Source organism: Novosphingobium sp., from assembly GCF_041915465.1.
GTDB lineage: Bacteria > Pseudomonadota > Alphaproteobacteria > Sphingomonadales > Sphingomonadaceae > Novosphingobium.
In genome coordinates this window covers 17,458-36,882 of record NZ_JAYSBK010000013.1, presented here as the reverse complement: position 1 = coordinate 36,882, position 19,425 = coordinate 17,458, and the positions used below count along the sequence as shown (strand labels likewise).

20 protein-coding genes are annotated in these 19,425 nt (G+C 66.5%); 9 read left to right on the top strand and 11 right to left on the bottom strand.

Going from position 1 to position 19,425, the window contains the following annotated elements; translation table 11 throughout:
* Positions 1 to 48: 48 nt before the first annotated feature.
* From ACE3SN_RS04260 to ACE3SN_RS04240, 5 genes are read right to left on the bottom strand one after another with little or no spacing between them, the layout of a single operon-like run.
* Positions 49 to 873 carry an SDR family NAD(P)-dependent oxidoreductase gene (locus ACE3SN_RS04260; protein ID WP_374527797.1) on the bottom strand — a complete coding sequence of 275 codons (825 nt, stop codon included), beginning with the start codon at positions 871 to 873 and terminating at the stop codon, positions 49 to 51.
* Positions 870 to 1,559 (bottom strand): DsbA family oxidoreductase, encoded by a 690-nt coding sequence (locus ACE3SN_RS04255; RefSeq protein WP_374527795.1) that lies wholly within the window; start codon positions 1,557 to 1,559, stop codon positions 870 to 872. The genes ACE3SN_RS04260 and ACE3SN_RS04255 overlap by 4 nt, the downstream gene beginning before the upstream one ends.
* On the bottom strand, positions 1,556 to 2,437 hold the full coding sequence (gene nudC, locus ACE3SN_RS04250; RefSeq protein WP_374527793.1) for an NAD(+) diphosphatase: 882 nt from the start codon (positions 2,435 to 2,437) through the stop codon (positions 1,556 to 1,558). The genes ACE3SN_RS04255 and nudC overlap by 4 nt, the downstream gene beginning before the upstream one ends.
* Positions 2,434 to 3,741, bottom strand: a complete 1,308-nt coding sequence (locus ACE3SN_RS04245; RefSeq protein ID WP_374527791.1) for a serine hydrolase domain-containing protein — start codon at positions 3,739 to 3,741, stop codon at positions 2,434 to 2,436. The genes nudC and ACE3SN_RS04245 overlap by 4 nt, the downstream gene beginning before the upstream one ends.
* Before the next feature lie 2 nt (positions 3,742 to 3,743).
* Positions 3,744 to 4,805, bottom strand: a complete 1,062-nt coding sequence (locus tag ACE3SN_RS04240; RefSeq protein ID WP_374527789.1) for an A/G-specific adenine glycosylase — start codon at positions 4,803 to 4,805, stop codon at positions 3,744 to 3,746.
* A 29-nt stretch (positions 4,806 to 4,834) separates the two neighbouring features.
* Here ACE3SN_RS04240 and ACE3SN_RS04235 point away from each other — a divergent pair, with 29 nt between their 5' ends.
* From ACE3SN_RS04235 to ACE3SN_RS04220, 4 genes are all read left to right on the top strand, one after another.
* Positions 4,835 to 5,371: a DUF721 domain-containing protein gene (locus tag ACE3SN_RS04235; protein WP_374527787.1), complete on the top strand. Its 537-nt coding sequence runs from the start codon at positions 4,835 to 4,837 to the stop codon at positions 5,369 to 5,371.
* Positions 5,364 to 6,104, top strand: coding sequence for a thioredoxin domain-containing protein (locus tag ACE3SN_RS04230; RefSeq protein WP_374527785.1), 741 nt, complete (start codon positions 5,364 to 5,366; stop codon positions 6,102 to 6,104). The genes ACE3SN_RS04235 and ACE3SN_RS04230 overlap by 8 nt, the downstream gene beginning before the upstream one ends.
* Before the next feature lie 108 nt (positions 6,105 to 6,212).
* Positions 6,213 to 6,974: a thioredoxin domain-containing protein gene (locus tag ACE3SN_RS04225; RefSeq protein WP_374527783.1), complete on the top strand. Its 762-nt coding sequence runs from the start codon at positions 6,213 to 6,215 to the stop codon at positions 6,972 to 6,974.
* Between the two features lie 31 nt (positions 6,975 to 7,005).
* Entirely contained in the window at positions 7,006 to 10,431 is a 3,426-nt protein-coding gene (locus tag ACE3SN_RS04220; protein WP_374527781.1) for a chromosome segregation SMC family protein, read from the top strand.
* A 35-nt stretch (positions 10,432 to 10,466) separates the two neighbouring features.
* Here ACE3SN_RS04220 and ACE3SN_RS04215 read toward each other — a convergent pair whose 3' ends face one another.
* Together ACE3SN_RS04215 and soxR are read right to left on the bottom strand one after the other, a co-directional pair.
* Positions 10,467 to 10,841 (bottom strand): hypothetical protein, encoded by a 375-nt coding sequence (locus ACE3SN_RS04215; RefSeq protein WP_374527779.1) that lies wholly within the window; start codon positions 10,839 to 10,841, stop codon positions 10,467 to 10,469.
* A gap of 21 nt (positions 10,842 to 10,862) precedes the next feature.
* A complete protein-coding gene (gene soxR / locus ACE3SN_RS04210) occupies positions 10,863 to 11,306 on the bottom strand; it encodes a redox-sensitive transcriptional activator SoxR (RefSeq protein ID WP_374527777.1) in 444 nt (147 codons plus the stop codon).
* A 109-nt stretch (positions 11,307 to 11,415) separates the two neighbouring features.
* Between soxR and ACE3SN_RS04205 the strand changes: the two genes are divergently transcribed.
* Positions 11,416 to 11,787 carry a VOC family protein gene (locus ACE3SN_RS04205; protein ID WP_374527775.1) on the top strand — a complete coding sequence of 124 codons (372 nt, stop codon included), beginning with the start codon at positions 11,416 to 11,418 and terminating at the stop codon, positions 11,785 to 11,787.
* A complete protein-coding gene (locus ACE3SN_RS04200) occupies positions 11,780 to 12,604 on the top strand; it encodes an arylamine N-acetyltransferase (protein ID WP_374527773.1) in 825 nt (274 codons plus the stop codon). Before ACE3SN_RS04205 ends, ACE3SN_RS04200 begins: the two co-directional genes overlap by 8 nt.
* Here ACE3SN_RS04200 and ACE3SN_RS04195 read toward each other — a convergent pair.
* The gene (locus ACE3SN_RS04195; protein WP_374527771.1) at positions 12,601 to 13,230 is read right to left on the bottom strand and encodes an SOS response-associated peptidase; all 630 of its coding nucleotides are present in this window, start codon (positions 13,228 to 13,230) and stop codon (positions 12,601 to 12,603) included. The genes ACE3SN_RS04200 and ACE3SN_RS04195 overlap by 4 nt on opposite strands.
* Positions 13,230 to 14,144 carry a 4-hydroxybenzoate octaprenyltransferase gene (ubiA, locus tag ACE3SN_RS04190; protein ID WP_374527769.1) on the bottom strand — a complete coding sequence of 305 codons (915 nt, stop codon included), beginning with the start codon at positions 14,142 to 14,144 and terminating at the stop codon, positions 13,230 to 13,232. The genes ACE3SN_RS04195 and ubiA overlap by 1 nt, the downstream gene beginning before the upstream one ends.
* Positions 14,145 to 14,188: 44 nt before the next feature.
* Between ubiA and ACE3SN_RS04185 the strand changes: the two genes are divergently transcribed.
* Genes ACE3SN_RS04185 through ACE3SN_RS04175 form a run of 3 tightly spaced genes read left to right on the top strand, consistent with a single transcriptional unit; the run spans position 14,189 to position 16,659 of the window.
* Positions 14,189 to 14,944, top strand: coding sequence for a 16S rRNA (uracil(1498)-N(3))-methyltransferase (locus tag ACE3SN_RS04185; RefSeq protein ID WP_374527767.1), 756 nt, complete (start codon positions 14,189 to 14,191; stop codon positions 14,942 to 14,944).
* 42 nt (positions 14,945 to 14,986) lie between these two features.
* Entirely contained in the window at positions 14,987 to 16,357 is a 1,371-nt protein-coding gene (locus ACE3SN_RS04180; protein ID WP_374527765.1) for a glutamate--cysteine ligase, read from the top strand.
* The gene (locus ACE3SN_RS04175; RefSeq protein WP_374527763.1) at positions 16,357 to 16,659 is read left to right on the top strand and encodes a putative quinol monooxygenase; all 303 of its coding nucleotides are present in this window, start codon (positions 16,357 to 16,359) and stop codon (positions 16,657 to 16,659) included. The genes ACE3SN_RS04180 and ACE3SN_RS04175 overlap by 1 nt, the downstream gene beginning before the upstream one ends.
* On the opposite strand, the gene ACE3SN_RS04170 is transcribed toward ACE3SN_RS04175, so the two are convergent.
* On the bottom strand, positions 16,656 to 18,014 hold the full coding sequence (locus ACE3SN_RS04170; protein ID WP_374527761.1) for an isoprenylcysteine carboxylmethyltransferase family protein: 1,359 nt from the start codon (positions 18,012 to 18,014) through the stop codon (positions 16,656 to 16,658). The two genes, ACE3SN_RS04175 and ACE3SN_RS04170, sit on opposite strands and share 4 nt — an antisense overlap.
* A gap of 49 nt (positions 18,015 to 18,063) precedes the next feature.
* Positions 18,064 to 19,407, bottom strand: coding sequence for a PQQ-binding-like beta-propeller repeat protein (locus ACE3SN_RS04165; protein ID WP_374527759.1), 1,344 nt, complete (start codon positions 19,405 to 19,407; stop codon positions 18,064 to 18,066).
* Positions 19,408 to 19,425 lie beyond the last annotated feature (18 nt).

Genomic DNA, 19,425 nt, shown 5'->3' with positions numbered 1-19,425 from the left:
GACGGGCAAGCCGGTTCGGGCAAGCATGCCCCTTTACCCGCTGCGGCGCTAGGCTTTGCGCTCCGCCCGCAAACGTTCGACCACTGCGCGAACATCGTATTCGTCATCGCCCTCGTAACGCGGCGCATGTTCGGCAAAGGCCGCATCGAGCGCATCGATCCGCTCGTGGATGCGCACCACGTTATAGGAATGGGCAACCACAAAGCGTTCGCAGGTCAGCATCTGCGGGACGATGATCTGCGCGAATTCATCCACCGGCATGCCATGACGCATCGCTGCCTCGGGGCCGATCCCGGTGAAAACCCAGCCGGGGATCACCAGGCCGGCATGGACGTGCGCAGGCAGGTCCTCGCGCAGGTTCTCGGTCAGGCCCAGCACCGCGTGCTTGGCAGCAATGTAGGCCGCGCTGCCAGGCATGGCGCAGAAGAACGAGTTTTCCGAGCCGGTGTTGTAGATCGCGCCCGGACTGGCCTGCGCGGCAAGGCGCGGGGCGAAGGCGCGGCAGCCGTGCCAGACGCCCCAGAAATTGACGTCGAAGTGCGCCCGCGCCGCCACCGGGTCGACTTCCCACAGCTTCCCGCGCGGCCCGCCGACCCCGGCGTTGTTGAACACGAGGTCAACCCGGCCAAGCCGCTCGAATGCGGCATCGGCCAATGCCTCGACCTGGGCGAGGTCGGACACGTCGCAGGGTTCGGCCAGGGCATCAATCCCGGCTGCTTCCAGGCTTGCCACGACCGCGTCGAGCCGTTCGCCCGGCAGGTCGGCAAGAAGTACCCGCGCGCCCAAGGCGCCCAGCTGTCTCGCCACGGCAAGGCCAATCCCGCTGGCGCTGCCGGTTATCACCGCTGCGCCCAGTTGCAGGGCGCTGCTCACACCACCAGCCCTTCCTTCACCGCAACCTTGCGCAGCACCTGCGCATAGGTTTCAGGCTCCTGCGCGCCGGGGATCAGGAACTTGCCGTTGACGATCATCGCGGGAACGCCCGAGATGTTCATGTCCCACGCCGCTGCTTCCTCGCGCCGGACGATCGCGCCCAGCGCCTCGTCCTGCGTCGCGGCCAGCGCGCCCGCGCGGTCCAGCCCGACCGATGCGGCGATGTCGGCCAGCACTTCGGGATCGCCAATCTTGCGGCGCTGCTGGAAATGCGCGTCGAACAGCGCACGCTTGAGCCGGGTCTGGACCTCTGCCCCGCCCTCGATCAGCGCCCATTTGAGCAGCTTGTGCGCGGCAAAGGTGTTCCACATCATCGCCTTGGGCGGATCGCCCTCGCCCGAATAGGCGAACGAATAACCCGCTCGTTCGCCAATCGAAAGCAGCTGCGCGCGATTGGCCGCGGCCTGTTCGGGCGTGCGGTTGTACTTGCGGGCGATGTGCTCTTCCTGCCCTTCGCCTTCGGCGGGCATATCGGGATTGAGCTCGAAGGGCAGCCAGCGCACTTCGGCTTCGATCTCGCCCGAGAGCTGTTCCAGCCCCTTGGTAAGCTGCGAAAAGCCGATCACGCACCACGGGCACATGACATCCGAATAGATGTCGATGGTGAGTTTAGCGGGCGCGCTCATCGGGCGAGCCACCACTTGAGGAGGTGATGCGCCACGGCTTGTGGTGGCGGGGCGATGAAACGGGCATTGTCATCCCCGGCCATCGCGGCGGCCACTTCCTCGCGCGTGAACCAGTCCGCTTCGTCGAGTTCGTTGGTGTCGATCGTCAGTTCCGCGCTCGTGGCATAGGAATGGCAGCCGATCATCAGGCTCGATGGGAACGGCCAGGGCTGGCTCGCGACATAGGTTACATCGCGCACGTCGATCCCGGCCTCTTCGCGCACTTCGCGCGCCACCGCCTCCTCTATGCTTTCACCCGGCTCGACGAAGCCCGCCAGCGCCGAGAACCGCTTGGGCGGAAAGCGCGGCTGGCGGCCCAGCAGCAGGCTGCCGCCATGTTCGACCAGCATGATCGTGACCGGATCGACGCGGGGGAAATGCTCGGCCTTGCAATCGCCATTGGTGCAATTGCGCTGCCATCCCCCCTTGGCGAGCTTCGTGCCGCTGCCGCAGCGCGCGCAGAACCGGTGCCGGGCGTGCCAATCGACCACCGCGCGGGCCGTGCCATAGGTTGCCAGTTCCTCGCCCGAGAGCGCCGACATCGCTGCCCACAGGCGCGGGTTGGCCGGGGCAACCGAACCGATCAGCCGGGGCGCAACCTCGGCAAAGCAGGCCTTGCCGCCCAGCAGGCCAAGGAACACCAGTTCGCTGGCCGGGTCGGCATCGCCCAGCGTGCCCCAGTCCAGCGCGCCATCAGGCGTGATCAGCGGATCGAGCCCGTCCAGCTTCAAGAGCCGGGCGCGCCAGTCCATCATCCCTTCCAACGCGGCGGGATCGGCGCGGATATGGTCCGCCCGGTCAAGATTGCTGCCCGAAAATGCGATCGTTCCAACGCTCATTTCGCGATCCCCTGCGTGCTAAGGTCTGCACCGACCGCCTTGGGGAACTCCTCAAGGATCGGCAATTTTTCCTGCGGCATATACTGGACGAACAGCCCGGTGCGCAGCCCGAGACGCAATTGCGCATAACCGACCGTCCCGGCCGCGCCGGACCAGCCGAACAGGCCCTCGTCCTTGCCGGTGCCAACAATACCGCCAGCCCCGAAATGGTTTCCCGCCACCCAGGTCCCGCTCAGATCCGCAGTGGCGGGCAAGAGGTTCGATGTGCCCATGCGCACCGCCGCTTCGCTCATCACCCGGCGTCCGCCGATCGTGCCGCGCCCCACCAGCATGGTCAGGAAGCGGTCGTAATCGGCCGGACTGGTGACCAGCCCCGACCCACCGAAGGCGAAAGGAATCCGAGCCTGATAAACCGAGTGCCCCGGCCCGTCGATGGCGACCGGGCGCCGGCCAAGCAGCGAGTAATTGGTGGTCAGGTGCTTGTTGGCGCGAGGCGGGACCTGGAACCAACTGCTGGTCATGCCGGCGGGGGCAAAGATTCGTTCGTGGACGAAGCTTTCAAGTTCCTGCCCCGTGACGCGGCCGATCAGCAGGCCCAGCACGTCCAGCCCCATCGAATAGGACCACCGGGCGCCTGGCTCGGCCACCAGCGGGACCAGCGCAGTGCGGCGCAGGAACTCGTCCGGACCGGGGGTCGGCGCGCCATCGTTGATCCCGGACAGTTTGCCGAGCGAGACCAGGCCGGGATTGACCCCCAGCCGCGCCAGTTCCTGCGATGGTTTGTCCCTGCCCACCACGGCATAACCCAGCCCGCTGGTATGGGTCAGCAGATGGCGGATCGTCATGACATTTTGCGCCGGGCGCGCGGCAAGGCTGGTTTGCGGATCGATCGCGACCTGCAGCCTCGCGAACTCGGGGATGAAGTCGGCCACCGGCTGATCAAGCCCGATCCGCCCCTCGTCGATCAGGATCATCGCCGCCATGCCGGTAATCGGCTTGGTCATCGAATAGGCCCGGTAGAGGCTGTCCGGGCTGCTCGGATCGCGGTCAGCGAAGCCTTCGCGGCCGCGGGCGATATAGCCGGGCGCCTTGTCGCCCCAGCCCAGCGCGGCGATCATGCCCGCAACCTGGCGCGAGCGGACATACTTGTCGAGCATGGCGGTGACGGCGGGCCACTGCCCCTCGATCCCCTCGGCCGCAAAGGCCCATCCCGGCAGCGCGCCCATAGACGCCCCCGCGCCAAGCAGGGCGCAGCCACGCAGCAGCGCCCGGCGCGAGAGGATGGCGGCTTCTACCTGGCTCAAGGTCACACTCCCGGATCTTGTTCTTGTCCCGCAAGCGCAAGGCGGGCGGCCTTCGCAAACAGCGTTGGCAGGCCCGCTTCGTCCAGCCGCGCCAGCGGCCACCACTCACCGGTATCGGCGTCCAGCCTAGCCAAATCGCTCCCCGAATAAAGCATCAATTGCAATTCGAGATCGAAATGCGTGAAGCCATGCCTGACGCTGCCCGCGGGTTGCCACAGCCCGGCAATTGGCATGGTCCCGTGGCCGTCCGTGCGCGCGCTCCAGCCGTCGTCGGGCAAGGCGCGCATTCCGCCCAGCATGCCCTTGCCCTCGCGCCGGACAAGCCAGACAGCATCGCCGCGCACAATCCAGAACGCTTGCCCCCGGCGCAGTGGCTTGGCCTTCTTTGCGGTCTTGACCGGAAACCGTTCGGCACCCGCACGCCGCCCCGCACAGCTTTCCGCCAGCGGGCAGAGCAGGCAGCGCGGACTGCGCGCGGTGCAGATCGTCGCCCCAAGGTCCATCATCCCTTGCGCAAAATCGCCCGGACGATCGGTCGGCGTCAGCGCGTCGACGCGCGCGCGGATTTCGGCCTTGGCGGCGGGTAGCGGCGTTGCGATGGCAAAGAGGCGGGCAATCACCCGCTCGACATTGGCATCGACCACCGCCGCACGCCGATTGAACGCGATCGCGGCAACCGCTGCGGCGGTATAGGCACCCAGCCCCGGCAGTTCGCGCAAGGATTCCTCGGTATCGGGAAACACGCCGCCGCGCGCCGCCACGGCCCGCGCGCAGGCGATCAGGTTGCGCGCCCGGGCATAGTATCCCAGCCCTGCCCAGGCGGCCATGACGTCGCCCTCGTCCGCCGCGGCTAAAGCCTCGACCGTCGGCCAGCGCTCGGTAAAGGTCCGGAAATAGGGACCGACGGCCGCCACGGTGGTCTGCTGGAGCATCACCTCGGACAGCCACACCCGATAGGGTTCGGGCGGCGGCATGCCCGGCGCGCTGCGCCACGGCAAGGCGCGGGCATTGGCATCATACCAGCGCAATAGCCCGGCGGTAACGGTCTGGGTGCTGGAATCCATCCGTGCGCTATGGCATTGGCGGGGCTGCAATGGAACGGGATAGCGACAGCAAGAAGCCGGGCGGGCGCCGGTTCGAGCGTGCACGCGGCGGCGGCGTGCGCGCCGTGGGCGAACTGATGCCCGAAATCGGCCGCACCGCCTTTCGCCGCTTTGGCTTCGTGCAGTCGAGCGTGGTCACTCGCTGGCCCGAGATCGTGGGCGCCCGCCACGCCCGCGTCTGCACCCCGGAATCGATCCGCTTTCCGCCCGGCGAAAAGACCGACGGAATCCTGCAGCTGGTCGTGATGCCAGCTCACGCACCGTTGATCAGCCAGGTAATTCCCGAGATCATCGAGCGCGTGAACCGCTTCTTCGGCTACAATGCGGTCGCACGGGTCAAGCTTCGGCAAGGTGAGGTTAAGGCACCGCCTGCTCAGAAGAGCAATGCTGCCCCGCCCTCGCTCCGCCCGATTCCGATGGAACTCGGCGAGAGCCTGCGCGATATCGGCGATCCGGAACTGCGCACCGTGCTCGAATCGCTGGCCCGCGCGATGACTGCTCAAGACGGAACGAAAAACGATGAATAAGCTGATGAAGTTGCTTGGGGTTTGCGCAGCCATGGTTCTCGGCGCGGCAAGCCTGAGCGCGGCCACCAAGCCACCGGCGAAAAAGCCTGCGGCCAAGGTCGTGGCAAAGGCGCCGGCTCCCGACTGGACCAAGACGGTCAGGTATCTGCCGACCGGCAGCATCCTCAGGGGCAATCCTGCCGCCAAGGTCAAGCTGGTCGAATACATCAGCTATACCTGCCCGCACTGCGCCCATTTCAACGGCGAAGCCGGTGCGACGCTGGCGACCAGCTATATCAAGCCCGGCAAGGTGCAGGTCGAGATCCGCCCGTTCTTCCGCAATGTCTTCGACGTGGCGGTCTCGCTCGTTGCCCACTGCGGCCCGGCAAGTCGCTTCATGGACAATCACGATGCGATCCTGGCGGCTCAGGACACCTGGATCCAGCCCGCCCTGCACCCGACTCTGGAGATGCACGACCGCTGGATGAATCCCGATTTCGGCCAGCGCATGAAGGCGATAGCCGATGACCTTGGCCTGACCGGCCTGATGCAGGCCCGCGGTTATACCGATCCCCAGATTACCGCCTGCACCGCAAACCGCCCGCTCGCGGAAAAGATGGCCAACCTGACCGAGCAGGCCGGAACCGTCTACAAGGTCGAAGGTACGCCGAGCTTCCTGATCAACAACCAGCTCCAGACCGACGTCTATGATTGGACCGCGCTGCGCCCGATGCTGGACAAGTCGGTGCGCTGAAGCTGTCGATTGACCTGTGGAGAAGCCGAACCCCACGGACCTCCCGCCGTTTCCACCCGCAATCCGCCCGGCTAGTCTGGGTGGACTGTTCAAGAGGACTTCCCAGAGATGAACCTTCGCAACTTTGTCCGCCGCCTTGGCCTTGCCGCCGTCCTGCCGCTCGTCCTTGGCCTTGCCGCCTGCGGCAAGGGCGGTGAATCCGACACCGCCGGCCTGTCGGGTGAGCCGATTGCCGCGATCGCCCCGCCGGCTGGCAAGCTCTGGACGGAAACTGTCAACATCAGCCCTGATGGCGGCTATGTAATGGGCAATCCCGATGCCCCGATCAAGGTGATCGAATATGGCTCGCTCACCTGCCCGCATTGCGCCGAATTCGCCGAAACGTCGGGCGTGGAACTGCGCGACCAGTTCATCGCGAGCGGCCGTGTTTCCTATGAATTCCGCAACGTGATCCGCGACGGGATCGATCTTACCCTGGCGCAAATGGTGCGCTGCGGCGCTCCGGAAAGCTTCTTCGCGCTGACCGACCAGGTTTTCGCCAATCAGAAGTCGTTCTTCGAAACCGCCCAGAACGCGGGCAAGGATCAGCAGGATAGCGCCTTCAAGGCGGCTCCGGCGCAGCGCGGCATGGCGATCGCCAACCTGATCGGCGCGCCCGATTTCTTCGCGGCGCGCGGCGTGGGCAAGGACCAGCTGGGCAAGTGCCTGGCCGATTCCGCCGCGGCCGAAAAGCTCGCTACCCTGTCGAACGAACAGGGTCAGAAGTATGGCATCGAAGGCACCCCCACCTTCTTCATCAATGGCAAGAAGGAAGACTTCAACACCTGGCCCCTGCTCAAGGACGCGCTGATGAAGGCCGGCGCGCGCTGATCCGGGATTAGGGAGGCGGCGGGACGATCCGATGCGCATAAAGCGGCTCAAGCTCTCTGGTTTCAAGAGCTTTGTAGAGCCGGCTGAACTGCGCATCGAACCCGGCCTCACCGGGGTTGTCGGGCCGAACGGCTGCGGCAAGTCCAATCTGCTCGAAGCGATCCGCTGGGTCATGGGCGAGAGCAGCCCCAAGTCGATGCGCAGCGGCGGCATGGAAGACGTGATCTTCGCCGGCACCACCCAGCGCCCGCCGCGCGACTTTGCCGAAGTGGTGCTCGTCGCCGAGGACGCCGCCTGCGAAGAACTCGAAGTCGTCCGCCGGATCGAGCGCGGCGCGGGCAGCGCTTACCGCGTCAACGGGCGTGATGTGCGCGCCAAGGACGTGGCGCTGGTGTTCGCCGATGCTGCCACCGGCGCCCATTCCCCCGCGCTCGTCAGCCAGGGCCGCATTGCCGCCGTGATCGCGGCCAAGCCCGCCGAACGCCGCATGATGCTGGAAGAGGCCGCCGGGATCGCCGGTCTCCACGTTCGCCGCAAGGACGCCGAGCAAAAGCTCCGCGCGACCGAGGCCAATCTTGCCCGCCTCGAAGACCTGATGGGTCAGCTTGACAGCCAGATCGCCTCGCTGCGCCGCCAGGCCCGCGCATCGGAGCGGTACAAGACCCTGTCCGACCGCATTCGCATTGCCGAAGCGCGGCTGGTCTTCGCGCGGTGGCGCGATGCCGCTGCCGCAGCCGAAGCCGCCCGGGCAGAAGCACAGGCGGCCGAATCGCGTGTTTCGGCGGCGCAGTCTGCGATGAAGACCGCGCAGGATGCCCAGCACGCCGCGGCCGAGGCCCTGGCCGAAGCGCGCGAGGAACTGGCCGACCGGCGCGACGATGCGACCGCGCACGGCCACCGCATGGCCGCGCTCACCACCCAGCTTGAAGCCGCCGAACAGCGTCTTGCCGACCTCGACCGCCAGCGCCAACGCTTGGAAGAGGATCGCGGCGATGCCGACCGGCTAACCCGCGATGCCGCCCAGGCGCTCGCCAGGCTCGAACGCGAACTGGCCGATGGCGAGGCCGCGCTCGAGGCCGATGAACGCCGCCGCCCGGTGGTCGCCGCCGCGCTCGACGATGCCGACCGCAACCTGCGCCAGGCCGAAATTGCCCTCGCCAACGCGACCGCGGCGCAGGCCGGGGTCGAAGCGGAGTGGCGCGTTGCCGATGCCGCGCTCGCCGCCGCGCAGCAGCGCCTTGCCCGCCTCGAAAGCGAAGCGCGCCGTCAGGCCGAACTGCGCGAGGCGCTGAGCCGCGAAGGCGATCCGGCCAAGGCGCTGGCCGAAGCCGAAGCCGCACGCGAAACCGCTGCAACCGCACTCGAACAGGCTCGCGCCGCGCTTGAGGCGCAGCAGGCGCGCAAGGCCGAACTGCAAAGCGCACGCGACACCGCCTCATCCACGCTCGCCAGCGCGCGCGCCGAACTCTCCGGCGTGGAACGCGAATATACCGCCTTGGTGCGCGACCGCGATGCCCGCGCCAAACAAGCCAGCGGCAAACACGGCCTGCCCCAGGCGCTCGACCAGGTCCGTGCCGCGCCGGGCTATGAACGCGCGCTCGCCGCCGTGCTGGGGCGCGATGCCAAGTCGCCACTGGGCCCTGCCCCGGCGGATGAGGACGGGCGCTACTGGACCGGCGCCGATGCCCCGCAGGCCGTGGCAGACAGTCTTGCGACCCACGTCACCACCTGCCCGCCGCAACTCGCCGCGCGGCTTGCGCTGGTTCATGTGACCGATGCCGACGATGCCCGCGCGCTTGGTCCGGGTGAGTGGCTCGTCACCAAGGCGGGCCGCATCCGGCGCTGGGACGGGTTCGTCAGCCGGGGCGAAGGCGCAGCGGAGGCCGCCCGGCTTGAGGCGGAGAACCGCCTGACCGCGCTGGAAGCGGAATTGCCGCCGCTGCGCGCCGCGCTGGAAGCTGCAGAGGCTGCGCAGGCCAGCGTGCAAGCCGAATTGTCGCAGCTACAGGTTGCTCTGGTTGCCTCTGAGCGCGCCGTCTCAAGCGCTGCAGACAACGAACGCGCCGCCTTGCGCGCGGTCGACCAGGCCGAAGCCGCCAAGGCCCGGCTCGAGGCCCGCCGCGCCGAACTGGCTGCCGCCGCCAGCGATCTTGGCGAGCAGATCAAACAGGCCGAAGCGGAACGGGATGCGGCCGATGCCAAGCGGCGGGAACTGCCCGATCCCGCAACAGGGCGCGCCCAGCTTGCCGCGGCCCAGGCCCGCCACGATGCCGCGCGGCAGGGGCTCCAGACGGCCACTGCCGGGCTTGCCGCACACGACCAGGCCCTCGCGGTCGCGCGCGAACGCACCAATACCCAGCGCGCCGACATCAAATCATGGCAGGCCCGCGCCGGCGACGCCGCCAGCCGCCTCTCGCAAATGGAGCGCCGCTTCGCGGAGATCGAGGAAGAGCGCAGCGTCGTTGCCGCCAAGCCCGCCAGCCTGATGCGTGAGATCGAAGCCGGGGACGAGGTGCGCTCCCGCCTGGCCGCCGAACTCGCCGCCGCCGAAGCGCGGGTCACTGAAACGTCCGAGGCGGCGCGCGCAATCGAGGCCCAGTTCGTCTCCGCCAACGAGGCGCTCGCCGCTGCGCGCGAAGCCCGCGCCGGGGCCGCCGCCCGCGCCGAGAACGAGGAAGCCCGCCGCGCCGAAATGGCGGGGATTTCGGGCGAACGCTTTCAGTGCCCGCCGCCGCTGCTGCCCGAGCGCTTCCAGTTCGCCTCGGCCGAGGTGGCCAGCGCGCCGCAGGAATCGGCCGATCACGACAAGCTGGTGGCCGAACGCGAGCGGATCGGCCCGGTCAACCTGCTGGCGGCCGAGGAACTTGCGGAAACCGAGCAGCGCCACGGGGCGAGCCTGGCCGAACAGGCGGAACTGGCCGAAGCGGTCAGCCGCCTGCGCGGTTCGATCGGCAACCTCAACCGCGAAGGGCGCGAACGCCTGCGCGCCGCGTTCGAAGCGGTGAATACCCATTTCCAGCGGCTGTTCACCAAGCTGTTCGAAGGCGGGCAGGCGCATCTCGCGCTGGTCGATTCTGACGATCCGCTGGAGGCGGGCCTTGAAATCTACGCCCAGCCGCCGGGCAAGCGGTTGCAATCGCTGACCCTGCTATCGGGCGGCGAACAGGCGCTGACGGCGGTGGCGCTGATCTTTGCGCTGTTCCTCACCAACCCGGCCCCGATCTGCGTGCTCGACGAAGTCGACGCGCCATTGGACGATGCCAATATCGAACGCTTTTGCGACCTGCTCGACGCGATGGTGGGGGAGACCGACACCCGCTACCTGATCGTCACCCACAACGCCGTGACGATGAGCCGGATGCACCGCCTGTTTGGCGTGACCATGGTCGAACGCGGGGTCAGCCGGCTGGTCAGCGTGGATCTGGGCGGAGCAGAGAAACTGCTGGCGGCGGAGTAATCTGCCGCACCCCAACCAGACGCTGTGCCTTCTGGTTATCCTTGGCGACGCTCAAACCTTACGGGCCGCCATTCATTGCCCATATCGCGAAGCTCCACGCTCCACATTCCACCATCGTCGCCAGACAGCATAAAAAGCGGACTGGCCCTAACCGGAGCGCCCAGTCCTCCGTTCAGTTCAATCTCGACAAACGCCCAATCTTCGCCCTCGTGACCGCAGGCTTTGGCTCGATCGATGAATAGATCGAGGTATGCAACTGCCTTTGCCTTAAAAGCCTCCAAAGACTGCGCAATTCGTTCGGCCGCCGCCTCCTGATCAGGACAGGCCGAACCATCGACACCTTGAAGATAGAAGTAGGTGCCTTCGCTTGATCCGAACCAGCATCCGGCTTCGCCAAATTTGAACTCCATCAGCCTTTTCCTGTTTCGACTTCAATCCAGCACAAACCTCGGCCCCACGGCACCGCCAGCCCCGGCGCGGTCGTCCTTGTTGTAGAGGCGGCAGCGGTCGAGGCTGAGGCAGCCGCAGCCGATACATTCGTCGAGCTTGGCGCGGGTGCGGGTTAGCAGTTGGATCTTCGCGTCCATTTGCTTGCGCATCGAGCGGCTGAGTTTCTGCCAGTCACCCAGCGTCGGCGTGCGGCCTTGCGGCAGAGTGGAAAGTTCAGCCTCGATCTCGGCCAGGCCAAGGCCCAGCTTCTGAGCGATCAGGATGAAGCTGAGGCGGCGAATGTCGCTGCGCAGGAAGCGCCGCTGGTTGCCACCGGTGCGCAGCGCCTGGACCAGCCCCTTCTCTTCGTAAAAGCGGATCGCCGATACCGCGAGACCGGTTCGCCGCGCCAGTTCGCCAATCGGTAGCAGGTCATTGCGGTTCATCGGAGAGGTCCTACGCAAAACTCCTTGATCTCAAGTTAACTTGAGGTTGTATGATGTTCAAGCGCCTTGATTCGAATGCGCAGCAAATAGCTGAATAAAGGAGATTTTGATGCCAACCGGATTTCTCGAACACGCCAACCTGACGGTCAGCGATCCCGAGCGGTCATCGGCCTTGATGCAGAAATTGTGCTGCTGGCACGAACGCTGGCGCGGCCCGGCGCGGGACAACGGCTGGACGATTCACGTGGGGAGCGAGCGCGATTACCTCGCCTTCTACAGCAATGGCTCAGCCGAACGCTCGTATGACAAGGGAGCGCCGCTCAACCATGTGGCGCTGGTCGTCGATGATCTCGTCGAAGCAGAACGGCTGGTCGTCGAAGCGGGCTTGGTGCCATTCAACCACGCGGACTATGCACCGGGTCGCCGGTTCTATTTCTTCGACTGGGACGGCATCGAATTCGAACTGGTGAACTATGATTGATCCGCTTTCCCCCGCCCAGCTTGACGCCTACTTCGCCCGGATCGGCTATGCCGGTCGGACCGCTGCCGATCTCGAAACGCTGACCGCGCTGCACCGCGCGCACGTCCTGGCGATCCCGTTCGAGAACCTTGATGTCCAGCTGGGCACACCGCCGGGGCTGGAACAGGAATCGATCTTCGCCAAGCTGGTCGAGGCGCGGCGCGGCGGCTGGTGCTATGAGCACAACGGCCTCCTCGGTCGCGCCCTTGCCGCGCTGGGTTTTTCCGTAATGCGTCTCTCCGGCGGCGTTCTGCGCGAACTGCGCGGCGAGCAGTCGATGGGTTCGCACCTGTGCCTGAAGGTGACGCTGGACGGCGCCCCCTACCTCGTCGATGTCGGCTTTGGCTCAACCCAGATCGAGCCGCTCCCGCTGGCCGAGCAAACGTGGGCGGCAGAGCCGATGACCGGCCGGATCCTGCGCACCCAGGACGGCCTGTGGGGCTTTGCCATCGAGACTGGTCCAACCCCGATCTCCTATGACTTTCCCGACGCCCCTGCCGACGAGGGGCTGCTGGCCGAAAAGTGTGAATGGCAGGGCCGCGACGGCGAATCGCCCTTCGTCCAGAACCTGATCGTGCAGCAGCGTACGCCCGACGGCCACCTGATGCTGCGCGGCAAGGTGCTCACCGAAACCGGGCCGGATGGTTCCGCGACGCGCGAACTGACCTCACAGGAGGAACTGGTCGGCGTGCTGCGCCACGTCTTCGCGCTGGACGTGCCCGAAGCGGCACGGCTGTGGAGCGCTATCGAAGAACGCCACGCAGCGCTGTTCAGCTAGAGCAAGTCCGGCTGATCCGGCGCGGCCCAGCCGCCCGACCAGAGCTGGTTGGTGCGCTCCACCGTCAGGTCGCCCTCCCAGGTGCGGCACAGCGCCAATGCGTCTTCGGGGGTACCTTCGAGCCAATAGCGCTGAGCCGCGTGGCTGAGGATCAAGGGCATCCGATCATGCACCTGCGCCATCTGCGGGTGCCCGTCGACCATAACCAGCGTGTAGACCTCGCCCCATTCGGCGCTGGGCCGCCAAAGCCCGGCAACCGCGAACACGTCCTCGCCGGGCAGACCATACCAGGTGCGGGTCATGCGGCCCTTTTCGCCTTCCGCTTCGGCCCAGCCGGAAACGGGAACCAGACAGCGGCGGTGGACGAAGCTGTCGCGCCAGAAGCCGGTCAGCAGCTTGTCCTCGCGCGCGTTGGTAACGGGTTTGGGCTTAAGCTTCTGGCCCTGCTTGCCGGTTAGCGCCAGCGGAAAACCCCAGTTCATCGCCCGCGCCTGCCCTTCGGCGATCACCAGCCCCGGCAGCCCCGGATAGACCTCGTCGGCCAGGTTCGCGCCGCGCACCGAATCCACCTCGAACAGCTTGGCGACTTCATCGACGCCCTTCGTCATGCGGTAGAGGTTGCACATCAGGCGTTCCCGACCACCCAGCAGGCCAGTGCCAGCAGCAGGCCGAGCGTGCGGTTCGAGCGGAACCGGGCCAACGCGTTATCGCCATCGTCGGGATCGAGGCTCGCCGCTTGCCAGCCAAGGTGCAGCGCGGCGGGCAGCAGCGCCAGCAGCGCCACCCAATCGGGCCGCAGCAACCATACCGCCAGCGCCCAGAGCAGGGTCGCCCCGCCATAAAACGCCGCGACGCCCGCTTTAACATGGCGGCCCAGCGTGAGCGCGGAGGAACCAATCCCGACCAGCGCGTCATCCTCGCGGTCCTGGCAGGCGTAGATTGTATCGTAACCGATGCACCACAGGATCGCGCCTGCATAAAGCGCCGCCATCACGTCCAGCCGGTCAGACCGCAGCGCCGCCCAGCCGACCGGTGCGCCCCAGGTAAAGACCAGCCCCAGCCAGGCCTGCGGAAAGCCGGTGATCCGCTTCATGAATGGATAGGCTGCGACCAGCGCGAGGCTGCCAAGCGCCACAAGCTGGGCCTCGAACCGCAATTGCAGCAGCACGATCAGGCCGACAAGGCACAGCGCCACAAGCCAGATCCACGCCGCGCGCTTGCCCACCCGGCCGCTCGCCACGGGCCGCGCGGCGGTGCGGGCCACTTGCCGGTCGATGTCGGCATCGACGATATCGTTATAGACGCAGCCCGCCCCGCGCATCGCGATCGATCCGGCCAGCATCCACAGCAACAGGTCCCAGCGCCCTTCGCCGCCCGCCAGCAGCAGCCCCCAGGCGCAGGGCCAGAACAGCAGCCACCAGCCAATCGGCCGGTCGAACCGGGCAAGGCTGGCATAATCGCGCAGCGGCTGCGGCAGGGCGGCAACGATGCCCTTGTGCTCGCTGTCGGGGACGATTTCGCCGGTCGTGTTCGCGCTCATATTCGCTCTCTAGCCTGCGCAGCGAAATGCGCTAGAGGTCGGCCATGCCCGCAACGCCCGCCTGGCCGCCCAAATCCGCCCCGCGCCTGTTCGTGCCCAATCCGCTGGCCGAGGGCGTGGCAGTGGGAATCGAAGGTCCCCAGGCGCATTACCTCTCGCGCGTGATGCGCGTGGCCGAGGGTGACGCCGTGGTGCTGTGCGACAACGTAACCGGCGAATGGGCCGCGCGCGTGGCCAGCGCGGGCAAGCGCGACGTGGTCCTGGTCCCCGAAACTCTGCTGCGCGCGCGCGAAGAGGTGCCGGATTTTACGCTCTGTGCCGCGCTGCTCAAGAAGGACCGCTTCGACCTGGTGCTGGAAAAGGCCTGCGAACTTGGGGTGCGCTGCATCCAGCCGGTGCTGACCCGGCGCTGCGTGGCCGACAAGCTCAACCTCGAACGCGCCCGCGCGGTGCTGGCCGAGGCGGCGGAACAATGCGCCCGCACGGCCCTGCCCGAACTGGCCGAGCCGGTGAAGCTCGATGCGCTGCTGCGCGGCTGGGAGGCGGACCGCACCCTATTCTTTGCCGACGAGGAAGGCGGCGCGCCCGCCGCAGCATGCTTTTCCGCGCAGGGCGGCCCCGCAGCATTGCTGGTTGGGCCGGAGGGCGGCTTTGACGCGGCCGAGCGCGAAGCCGTGCGCGCCATGCCCCGTGCGCGCGCGATCACGCTGGGCCCGCGCATCCTGCGCGGCGAGACTGCGGCAATCGCCGCCACCGCGCTGTGGATGGGCACTGCCGGCGATTGGCAGGCCCCAAGATAAATTCGCTGGCGCAGGGGCGAGCAAGTCACTAATTCCCCGGCAATGAGCACCAGACAAGTTTCAGATAGCAACGATCCGGTGATCGAGAGCCGCGACCAGCTGATCGCGCCGATGATCAAGGGGGAGAAGCCGCGCGAGCGGTGGCGGATCGGCACCGAGCACGAAAAGCTGGTCTACGCCCGCAGCGACCATCATGCCCCGTCCTATGAGGAACCGGGCGGGATCCGCGACCTGCTGATGGCGCTCAAGGACTTCGGCTGGGAGGAAGTGGTGGAAGGCGGCAACGTCATTGCCCTGTCGGGCAGCGACGGCGCGATCAGTCTTGAACCAGCCGGACAGTTCGAACTTTCGGGTGCCCCGCTCGAAAGCCTGCACCAGACCTGCGACGAAACCAATCGCCACCTCGATCAGGTGCGCGCGATTGGTGAGCGTTTCAACATCGGCTTCCTGGGCCTTGGCATGTGGCCCGACAAGCGCCGCGAAGACCTGCCGATCATGCCCAAGGGGCGCTATGCGATCATGCTGCGGCACATGCCGCGGGTGGGGACCATGGGCCTCGACATGATGCTGCGCACCTGCACGATCCAGGTCAACCTCGACTATTCGAGCGAAGCGGACATGGCGCAGAAATTCCGCACCAGCCTGGCGCTGCAGCCGCTGGCGACCGCACTGTTCGCCAATTCGCCCTTCACCGACGGCAAGCCCAACGGCTTCCTGTCCTATCGCAGCCACATCTGGTCCGACACCGATCCGGCGCGTACCGGCATGCTGCCGTTCGTGTTCGAGGACGGCTTCGGCTATGAACGCTACGCCGAATATATGCTCGACGTGCCGATGTATTTCGTCTTCCGCGACGGCAAGTACATCGATGCCGCGGGGCAGAGCTTCCGCGACTTCCTGAAAGGCCAGCTGCCCGTGCTGCCGGGCGAATTGCCGACGATGAGCGACTGGCAGGATCACCTTTCCACCGCTTTTCCCGAAGTGCGGCTCAAGTCGTTCCTCGAAATGCGCGGCGCGGATGGCGGTCCGTGGAGCCGGATCTGCGCGCTGCCCGCGCTGTGGGTCGGCCTGCTCTACGATCAGGGCGCGCTAGATGCGGCGTGGGATCTGGTCAAGGGCTGGGACATGGACGGGCGCGAGGCGCTGCGCTCTGCCGTGCCGAAGCTGGGCCTCGATGCTCCGCTGCCCGGTGGCGGCAAGCTCAAAGACATTGCCGCCGAAGTGCTGGCAATCGCCCGCTCGGGCCTCGCCGCGCGCGGCAAGCTTAACGGCGTGGGTGACAACGAAACCGGCTTCCTCGCCCCGCTCGACGAGATCGTGCGCAGCGGCAAGGTTCCGGCCCAGCGCCTGCTCGACAAGTACAATGGCGAATGGGGCGGCGATCTTGGCCGCATCTACGAAGAGGGCGTATAATGGCGATCGTGGTTGTTGGTCAGTTTCGTCTGCCGGCCGAGCGCATGGAAGAAGCGCGCCCGATGATGCGCAAGGTGATGGAAGCCACCCGCGCAGAAGCTGGCTGCATCGAATACAACTATGCCGAAGACGTGCTCGATCCGGGCCTGATCCGGGTCAGCGAAGTGTGGGAAACCCGCGCGCAACTGACTGCCCACCTCAAGACGCCGCACATGGCCGTCTGGGGCGAGGAACGCGCCGGGCTTGGCCTGACCGGGCGCAATATAACCGTGTTCGAAGCGGACGCGGGAACGACGCTCTAAACGACCTTCCGGCTGGCCCTGACCCGCTGTCCCAGCCGGTAAAGCGGGGCGGTTATGGCGCCGTTGCGGTTCATCCAATCATAGTACGCGCGGTACTTGGGATCCTCGCCAAGGAGGTGCTTCTCCTCGGTCTTGGCGCGCCAGAAATAGATCGCGCTGACGCAGCCGAGGAAGAAGGTGTTGCGCACCGCATCGACCAGCGATCCGCTGTTGACCACCCACGGCATCCCGGCGAACCACCAGAAGGCGTTCTTGGCGAGATAGGCCGGGTGCCGGGTAAAGCGATAGGGGCCATTGGTCAGCACGCCGCGATAGGTCAGGTTCGAGAAGCGGATCCCGAAGGCCACGGTTGCCCAGGCATAGCAGGCGGTCAGGAACACCAGCCACAGCGCCCAGATCCAGGCCAGCGTGCCGCTTTCGCCGATCACGTGGAACCAGGTGTCATCGCCCCATGAATTGGTCAGGTAGAACAGCGGTCGATCGGGCGGACTCATCAACTGGAACGGCGGATAGCACATCAGCGCCGCCAGCCAGCCGGCCAGATAGGGATTGGCCGTGCGGATCTGCGCGTCGAGCGGCTTCATCGTCAGGACATAGCCAACCGTGCCGACCTGCTCGTCGAGCACGAACATCAGCGTGATCAGGATCGCGCTTACGCCCACCGGCGAGGCAAGGAAGTTCGACCAGTCGGGCGTGACGAGGTTGGCGAAGCCGCCCGGCACGATCGAGATCATGAAGGCCGTGAAGAAGCCCTTCACCGCCCAGGCGCGGGCATGGACGGCCACCTTTTGCGGATCGAACGGTTCCCGCCCGACCAGCATGGCGCCGAAGTGCCAGCATGGATCGCGCGGTTCCACCATGACCCGGTCAAGCCAGATCACATAAGGCACCGAAAGGACGAACAGCGGCACCACGACCGCGCTCAGCACGTCCATCGCGACCTGATATGGCCCGGTCCAATACCACCGCCCGAGGCAATAGAGTGCCGCGATCACCGCCCAGGTCGCCCATAGCCCCGCCAGCTTGGTCACCGAGATGTCAATCACCTCGCTCACCGCGCGCGGTTTGGACCAGTCGAGCCCGGTCGAGGGATTGCGGTGGACCTTGTTGACCAGCAGCGACCAGGCGACCATCGGCAGGGCGGTAAAGACCAGCCCGGTCAACGCCGCATTTGGGCCGGTCAGCCGCTCGCGCGGGCCGGGCAGGCCGAAATGATCGACCAGTTGCGGCCAGAAGTGGCAGACCAGGATCCAGCCGCACAGTCCCACCAGCCCCACCAGCCCCACGGCTGGCGAAACGTCGCTATGCGGCATCGGATCGGCAGGAACCGAGGCTGTTGCGGCCGGCTTGGTCATCGTCCCGCCCTAGACCACAAAGGGTTAAGGGCGGGGAAACGATGTCATATCAGCGAAACGCGGTGATCTTGCCGCTATCGTCGAGCACGTAGAGCATGCCGCCCGCAACCACCGGGGCCAGCGTGATCGGCGACTTGAGCGACGCGACCAGCTGCGGCTTGCCGTCGGTCACGGGCGCGGAATAGACTTCGCCACGCGAGTTGACGAACCAGAGTTTTTCACCGGCCAGGACCGGACCGGACCAGAAGATCGGGTTCTTCTTCTTCTTTTCGTTCTGGAAGCGCGCCAGCTGGGTCATCCAGCGGACCTTGCCGCTCGACCGGGCGATGCACAGCAGTCGCGAATCGTCGGTAAGCGTGAAGATCCAGTCCCCCGCGACCGCCGGGGTCGAAATCCCGGCAAGGTTGAGTTCCCAGATGCGCTGCCCGGTGACCAGTTCATAGGCAGCCATGCGCCCGCCCTGGCCCAGCGCGAAGACGCGGCCACGGTCGATGATCGGGTCGGCGTCGATGTCGGTCAGCACGCCAACGGTGGTGGAAAGCGAGGTGCGGGCAAGCGCGTCGTTCCATACCTGGCGACCGTTTTCATAACGGTAGGCTACCAGTTCGCCGGTCGAAAAGCCGGCGATCACGGTACCCTGGCCGGCAGCGGGAGCCGCCACGCCGAACACGCCGCTCTGCCCGGTTGCGGCAACCTGGTGCCACAGCTGCCCGCCATCGGCGGCGTCGAGCGAGAAGATCTGGTTGTCCTGCGTCATCACGAATACCGCGTTGAACGCAATCGTCGGCGAACCGCGCAGCGGGCCGGCAGGCTTCACCTTCCAGATGACATTGCCGTTGGAGGCATCGAGCACGGCCACTTCGCCAACGCCCGTCGTGATGTAGACCCGCCCGTCGGCAAAGGCGGCGCCGCCGCCGTAAACCGAACTGGAACCATCGCCCTTGACCTCGAAGCTGCGCGACCAGTGCTCGGCTCCGCTGCTCGCGTCATAGGCGTGGACCACGCCCTGGGTATCCATCACGAACATCTGCCCGCCGCCGATAACCGGCGAGGCGGCAAGCCGCTGGCTCTTCGACGAACCGGCAATCCGGACTGACCAGGCCGGTTGCGGATTGGCCCCGATGGCGAGGTTGCCATAGGCCTTGTTGGCAGTGCCGCCGGCCTGTGGCCAATCGGCATTGGCGTTGGCAGGCGGGACGACGACGGCAACGTCGGCAAGGCTCGGATCGACCTTGGCCCCGGATTCGACCCGGCTGAGGATCGGCACGCGATTGCCCACGGTTGGCGTGGTCGGTTTGCCCTTGCCACCGAAGGCGCCGCAGCCCGACAGGCCGATGACGAGCGCCAGGGCCAGCGGAACCGAGAGGCGGCGGGGAAACGAGTTCGAAGGCATCCGTTTATCCTTGTTGGG